We start from the raw sequence: 5719 nt of genomic DNA on the forward strand, positions 1-5719 counted from the left end.
GTGCGCGACGGCTCCGGGCCGCGCTCCGGCAGCTCGCGGCGCCGTACCCGGGTGCGGGCACGCGCCGTGAGGATGGCCCCGAGCCCCGCCAGCGCCACACCGGCCCGCCGGGTGCGCGGCACCACGGAACGGTGGTGGACCACGCCGTAGCCGTCGTCCGCGATGGCGTCGAGGATTCCGCCGTACAGCGCGCACGCCGTACGGATGCACGGGCGCACGCGCGGTTCCAGCATGCCGATGCCCGGTTCCGCCTCCCGGTAGACGCTCCGGGTGAGAGCCGCGGCTGCTTCGAGCGCGGCGCGGATGCGGCGGTCGGACTTCCCGGTGGCACGGCTCCACTCCAGCAGCGCCCGGTCGGCCCCGTGCGCGGCGAGCAGGTCGGCCGGCAGGTAGACCCGCCCCCGGTCGAGGTCCTCGCCGACGTCGCGCAGGAAGTTGGTGAGCTGGAACGCGACGCCCAGCGCGGCGGCGTGCGGCGCCGCCACCTCCCTCGGCACCACCGTCCCGAGCACGGGCAGCATCTGCAGACCGATCACGGCCGCCGAACCGTGCATGTACGCCCGCAGGTCGTCGTACGTCGGGTAGTCCGTGACCGTGAGGTCGTCCCGCATGGAGGTCATGAAGTCGGCGAAGTGCTCGGGCGGGATGGCGTACGTCAGGGCCGTGTCGGCCACCGCCCGGACCACCGGCTCCGCGCTCCTGCCGGTCCGCAGCCCGGCGGACAGCTCGCTCTCCAGCCGCGCGAGCCGCCGGTCGCGCCCCTCGGGCGTGTGCGCCGAGGCCAGGTCGTCCACGATGTCGTCGGCCCAGCGCGCGAAGCCGTACAGGGCGTGCACGGCCGGACGCCGGTGCACCGGCAGCAGGCGCGTGGCGAGGAAGTACGTCTTGCCGTGCCGGGCGTTGAGCCGGCGGCAGTGCCGGTACGCCGCGCGCAGTCCCGGGTCGTGGATGCGCGCCGCGTCGAGTTCGCGTCGTGTCATGGCCCGCCTCTCACAGTCCGCTGATGCGGGACGCCGCCAGCTTTCCGCTGACCAGCACGGTGGGCACGCCCACGCCCGGGGTCGTTCCGCAGCCGGCCAGTACGGCGTTCTCGACGCCGGACACCAGGTTCCGGGGCCGGAACGGGCCGGTCTGCGCGAAGGTGTGGGCGGCGGAGAAGGGCGTCCCCGCCGCGTGGCCCTGCGCCGCCCAGTCGGCGGGGGTGATCAGCTCCTCCTCCTCGATCGAGTCGCCGAATCCGTCGAGCCCGCGCCGCTCCAGCTCGCCCACCAGGCGGTCGCGGTAACGGGGCCCGAGCGCGCCCCACGCGGCGGCCGAAGGGCCGACCGACGTGTTAGGGCAGGGGGCGAGGACGTAGTGCAGGTGCCTGCCCTCGGGGGCGAGCGCCGGGTCGTGGGCCGTGGGGCGGGTGAGCAGCAGCGACGGGTCGCTCATCAGCCGCCCGGTCCGGGTGATCTCGTCGAACGTGCGCTCCCAGGCGCGCCCGAAGGAGATGGTGTGGTGGGCCAGGTGCGGCCAGGTGCGGCGCGTGCCCGCGTGCAGGATCACCGCCGAAGGCGAGTGCCGCAGGCGCACCGGGCGGCGCGGGACGCGGCCGAGCAGGCGGTAGACGACGGGCAGATCGGGAGTCAGGACCACCGCGTCGCAGGCCAGTTCCTCGCCGTCGCCCAGGCGTACGGCGGTGACACGCCCCGCGCGCGTCCGCAGCCGCGTGACCTCGCTCCCGTACCGGAACCGGGCCCCGGCGTCCCCGGCGGCGTCCGCCATCGCCACGGGCAGCGCGTGCATGCCGCCCTTCGGGAAGTAGACGCCCGCGACGGTGTCCATGTAGGCGATGACGGCGTACGCGGCGAGCGCCCGGGCGGGCGGCACTCCGGCGTACAGCGACTGGAAGGAGAACACCCGGCGCAGGCGCGGGTCCTTGACGAACCGGCCGATCTGCGCGTCCAGCCGGCCGAAGCCGCGCAACGCGGCCAGCCGCGCCAGGTCGGGGTGCAGCAGCTGGAAGGGGGAGTCGAAGTTGGTGTCGATGAACCGGTGCATCTGGGCGTCGTACAGGGACTTCAGCCACACCCGCAGCCGGCGGTAACCGGCGGCCTCCGCCGGGCCCGCGAAGGCGCGGACCTCCTCGGCCATCGCGTCGCCGTCGGTGTGCACGTCGAGCCCCGAGCCGTCGGCGAACAGCGCCCGGTAGGCGGGGTGCAGCTCCACGAGGTCGACCCGGGCGGCCAGCGAGTCGCCCACCGCGGCGAAGGCCTCGTCGGCCAGGTGGGGCATGGTGAGCACGGTGGGGCCGGTGTCGAGGCTGTAACCGCCCAGGCGGGTGCGCCCGGCCCGGCCGCCCGGCTGGTCCGACCGCTCCACCACCGTCACCTCGCGGCCGCTGCCCAGCAGGTGCAGCGCGGCGGCCAGGCCGGAAAGACCGGCCCCCACGACGACCACACGGTCCGTACGACCGGGAACGGTTCTCATCCGGCGCTCTCCTCGCCCGTCGGGTCCAGGCCCGCCGCCGTACGGACCAGCCTGCCGAGCGCCGCCACGGCCGCGGGCTCACCGGGCAGGCCGGCCAGACGGCGCTCACCGGTACGGACCAGGCGGCCGATCTCCGCCTCGACGACGCGCCGGGCCCCGGTGCTCTCCAGCGCCTGCCGGGCGCCGCGCACCTGGGCGTCGGTCAGACCCGGCCCCGCCGCTCTCAGCGCCGCCCCGGCCGACGCGTCACCGGACGCGTCGGCCAGCCGCAGGGCGACGGCGCGCACGTACGTCAGCTTCCCGTCGCGCAGGTCCTCGTCGACCGGCTTGCCGGTGCGGCGCGGATCGCCGAACACGCCCAGCAGGTCGTCCCGCAGCTGGAAGGCGAGGCCCGCGCCCCGGCCCGCCGCCCGCAGCGTCCCCGTGGTGCGGCCGGTGGCTCCCGCGAGCGCGGCGCCCAGCGCCAGCGGACGCTCGACGGTGTAGAGCGCGGTCTTGAGCCGGGCGATGCGCAGAGCCTCCTCCGGCGCCGACGCGCCCGTGGCGGCCGCCCGTACGTCCAGGTACTGACCGGCGACCATCTCCGTGCGCATGGCGCGCCACTCCTGGTACAGGCGCCGGCCCTCGGCGCAGGACAGGGCCGTCTCGGTCACCAGGTCGTCGGCCCACGCGAGGGCGAGGTCGCCGGCCAGGACGGCCCCGGCGGTGCCGTAGGACTCCGGCGAGCCGCGCATCCCGGCCAGGGCGTGCCGCCGCGCGAAGTCCTCGTGCACGGCGGCGGCGCCGCGGCGTACCGGAGAGCGGTCCATCACGTCGTCGTGGACCAGGGCGCACGTCTGGATGAGTTCGAGCGCGGCGGCGACGCTCAGCACCCGGCGCGCGTCCGCCTCCCCGGCCGGACCGCCACAGGCCCGCCATCCCCACCACAGGAACTGGGCCCGCAGGCGCTTGCCGCCGCGCAGGGCGACATCGCGCACCCGCGCGGCCAGTTCGGCGGCGAACACCCCGTCCGTCCGGGCCGCCTCGGTCAGCCGTTCGTCCAGGCAGGTCCGCAGGACGTCCTCCACGGCGTCGGCGACGGCGGAGTCGACCCGCGCCACCGTCGGCGAGCCGGCGCCGGCCGGTCCTCCTGTGCCACCCGTCGTGTGCGTGTCGTCCTCCGTCGCCTGGATGCCGAGCATGCAGCCCCCTTTCCGCGCGTCGCGACTCCGTCGAACACCGCTTCTTCCGCTCGAAGGGCGCGCTCGGATGCGGTGAGGCGTACGCCGGTTCTCACGGCCGGCCGCGCGCCTGTTCGGCGGCCTGCGCGGCCGCCTTGCGCTCCGTCGACGCGCCGGCGGTGCTCAGCCGCCCGCCGCTGCTCTCCAGGTGGGCCCGTACGAACCACTGGAACAGTTCGAGTCCGCGCAGCTGCTCGATCAGCATGTCCTGGGTGACCGGGTCGAGCTCGTCGGTGGCCTTCATCGCCGCCCGGTGCTCCTCGACGATCGACGTGTAGACGAGATCGAGTGCGCCCAGGTGCTCGATGGCCTCGGCACGGCCGATGGAGTAGTCGTTCCACGTACGGTCGGAGACGAGCGCGCCCGGGGTGCCGTGCGGTTCGCCGCCCAGCGTCGAGATGCGTTCGGCGAGGTCGTCCGTCATCGCCCGGACCTGCTCGACCTGCGGGTCGATCATCTCGTGCACGGCGATGAAGTGCGGTCCCACGACGTTCCAGTGGATGTGCTTGAGGGTCAGGGCCAGGTCGTTGAGCGCGTGCAGACGCATCTGCAGCAGCGCGATGACCTCCCCGCTGTCCTGCGTCGTCATGCCCGGCACGGTGTAGTCGGGGTCCTTGGGGGTCACTCTCGCTCCTTGGTCGTGGCTGCCTCCCGCCAAGGCAACCACCACTGGACACGTCCCGCCCGGCCACAGCGGACGGCCGGTACGCCGTTGGGGTGACGTCCGCACCGGAGGGCCCCGCCGCGGCCCGGCCCGTCGGGGAAGTCCGCCGCGCTGGTCCGCCCGGCGGGGTTCAGAACGCGTAACGGATGGTCAGCCAGGGAGCGTGGCGGTCGACGAGAGCGCGTACGGTCTCCACCGCCGCCGCCTTCACGTCGTTGCGGTACCGCACGTTCCAGCTGCCGTTCTCGGAGCGCTTCGGCTGCTGGAGGTCGGGGCGCCAGATGGCGTCCTCGGCACGCGGGTGCCAGGCCAGGTTGACCTCGTGCAGGTCCGCGTTGTGCGTCAGCATGATCACCTCCGCCGCCGCCTGCTCCTTCACCCGGGGCGGCAGGACGTCGTCCATCCGCCGGAGCAGATCCGCCCAGGCGCTCTCCCAGCCGGGCCTGATGACGACGGGGGACAGGTTGAAGTGGACCTCGTAGCCGGCGTCGAGGAAGTCCCCGGCCGCGGCGATGCGGTCCTCCACGGGGCTGGTGCGCACGTCCAGCAGCCGGGAGTCGTCCGGCGGCATGACGGAGAACCGGATGCGCGTGCGTCCGCGCGGTTCGAGCAGCAGCAGGTCGGGATTGACGAACTTGGTGGCGAACGACGCCTTGGCGGTGGGCCAGCGGGTGAAGGCGTCCACGAGCTCAGCGGTGTTCTCGCAGATCAGCGCGTCGACCGAGCAGTCGTTGTTCTCCCCGATGTCGTAGACCCAGGCGGTCGGATCACACTGGTTCGGCTCCCTCTTGGGGCCCTGGGCGGTGACATGGCGGGCCAGGCGGGCGACGATGCGGTCGACGTTCGTGAAGACGGTGATCGGGTTCGCGTAGCCCTTGCGCCGCGGCACGTAGCAGTACGCGCACGCCATGGCGCATCCGTTGGCGGCCCCGGGCGCGATCCAGTCCGCGGAGCGGCCGTTGGGCCGTACGGTGAGCGTCTTCTTCTCGCCCAGGACCAGCACGGTGCTCTTGATCCGCACCCACCGCTCCGCGTTTCCCTGGTTGCCGTGCAGCTGCGGGATGCGCCAGTGGGAGTCGGTGGACACGACCTCCGCGTCCGGGAAGTCCGCGAGGATCCGCCGTCCCCTCGGTGAGGCCGCCGCGCCGGGTTCGGCGTGGATCTCCCGTACCGACAGCATCCGCCGGGCCCGGGGCGAGTCGCGGAACAACGGCCCCTCGGGCCGTCGCACCTCCCGGCCCGTCCGGATCTCCTCGATGCCGAACAGCCCGTCGGGCTCCTCCTGCGGCGCACCGGACGGCCGGGGAGTGCGCGTGTCCGCTCCGGTCCGCGCCCCGTCGTCAGCCACCGCGCACCCCCGCCC

5 protein-coding genes are annotated in these 5719 nt (G+C 74.3%); all 5 read right to left on the reverse strand.

The features are described from left to right. Positions 1-980, reverse strand: a 980-nt coding sequence (locus E2E34_RS30295) for a phytoene/squalene synthase family protein (RefSeq protein ID WP_138905064.1), incomplete at its 3' end; no start/stop codon positions are given. Positions 981-990: 10 nt separating this feature from the next. Further along, entirely contained in the window at positions 991-2472 is a 1482-nt protein-coding gene (gene crtI / locus E2E34_RS30300; RefSeq protein ID WP_138905065.1) for a phytoene desaturase family protein, read from the reverse strand. Beyond that, on the reverse strand, positions 2469-3653 hold the full coding sequence (locus tag E2E34_RS30305; protein WP_138905066.1) for a polyprenyl synthetase family protein: 1185 nt from the start codon (positions 3651-3653) through the stop codon (positions 2469-2471). The genes crtI and E2E34_RS30305 overlap by 4 nt, the downstream gene beginning before the upstream one ends. Positions 3654-3744: 91 nt before the next feature. Then, entirely contained in the window at positions 3745-4281 is a 537-nt protein-coding gene (locus E2E34_RS30310; protein ID WP_138905067.1) for a Dps family protein, read from the reverse strand. Between the two features lie 205 nt (positions 4282-4486). Next, a complete protein-coding gene (locus E2E34_RS30315) occupies positions 4487-5704 on the reverse strand; it encodes a spore photoproduct lyase family protein (protein ID WP_425573300.1) in 1218 nt (405 codons plus the stop codon). Positions 5705-5719: the final 15 nt, after the last annotated feature.

Origin of the sequence: Streptomyces albidochromogenes, from assembly GCF_005981925.1 — a bacterium.
Taxonomy (GTDB): Bacteria; Actinomycetota; Actinomycetes; order Streptomycetales; family Streptomycetaceae; genus Streptomyces; species Streptomyces albidochromogenes.